A 255-nucleotide genomic window follows, 5' to 3' on the forward strand; every position below is an offset into this window, starting at 1 on the left:
GCCTGGACACCGTTCCTGTTCCTGACAGCTACCGTAACACTGTGGAGTATCCCGCCGTTTAAAGCCCTGTTCGCATCGGGTGGCGCGCTGTATGAGTGGGTGATCAATATTCCGGTGCCGTACCTCGATAAACTGGTTGCCCGTATGCCGCCAGTGGTCAGCGAGGCTACAGCCTATGCCGCCGTGTTTAAGTTTGACTGGTTCTCTGCCACCGGCACCGCCATTCTGTTTGCTGCACTGCTCTCGATTGTCTGG

The 255-nt window shown here is 56.9% G+C and carries 1 protein-coding gene; it reads left to right on the plus strand.

Annotation, left to right across the window (positions count from 1 at the left end):
* The coding region (locus SB756_RS32420; RefSeq protein WP_410913551.1) for an L-lactate permease at window positions 1–255 on the plus strand (255 nt) is incomplete at both ends.

Origin of the sequence: Pseudomonas sp. SIMBA_068 (assembly GCF_046534705.1) — a bacterium.
Taxonomy (GTDB): Bacteria; Pseudomonadota; Gammaproteobacteria; order Pseudomonadales; family Pseudomonadaceae; genus Aquipseudomonas; species Aquipseudomonas putida.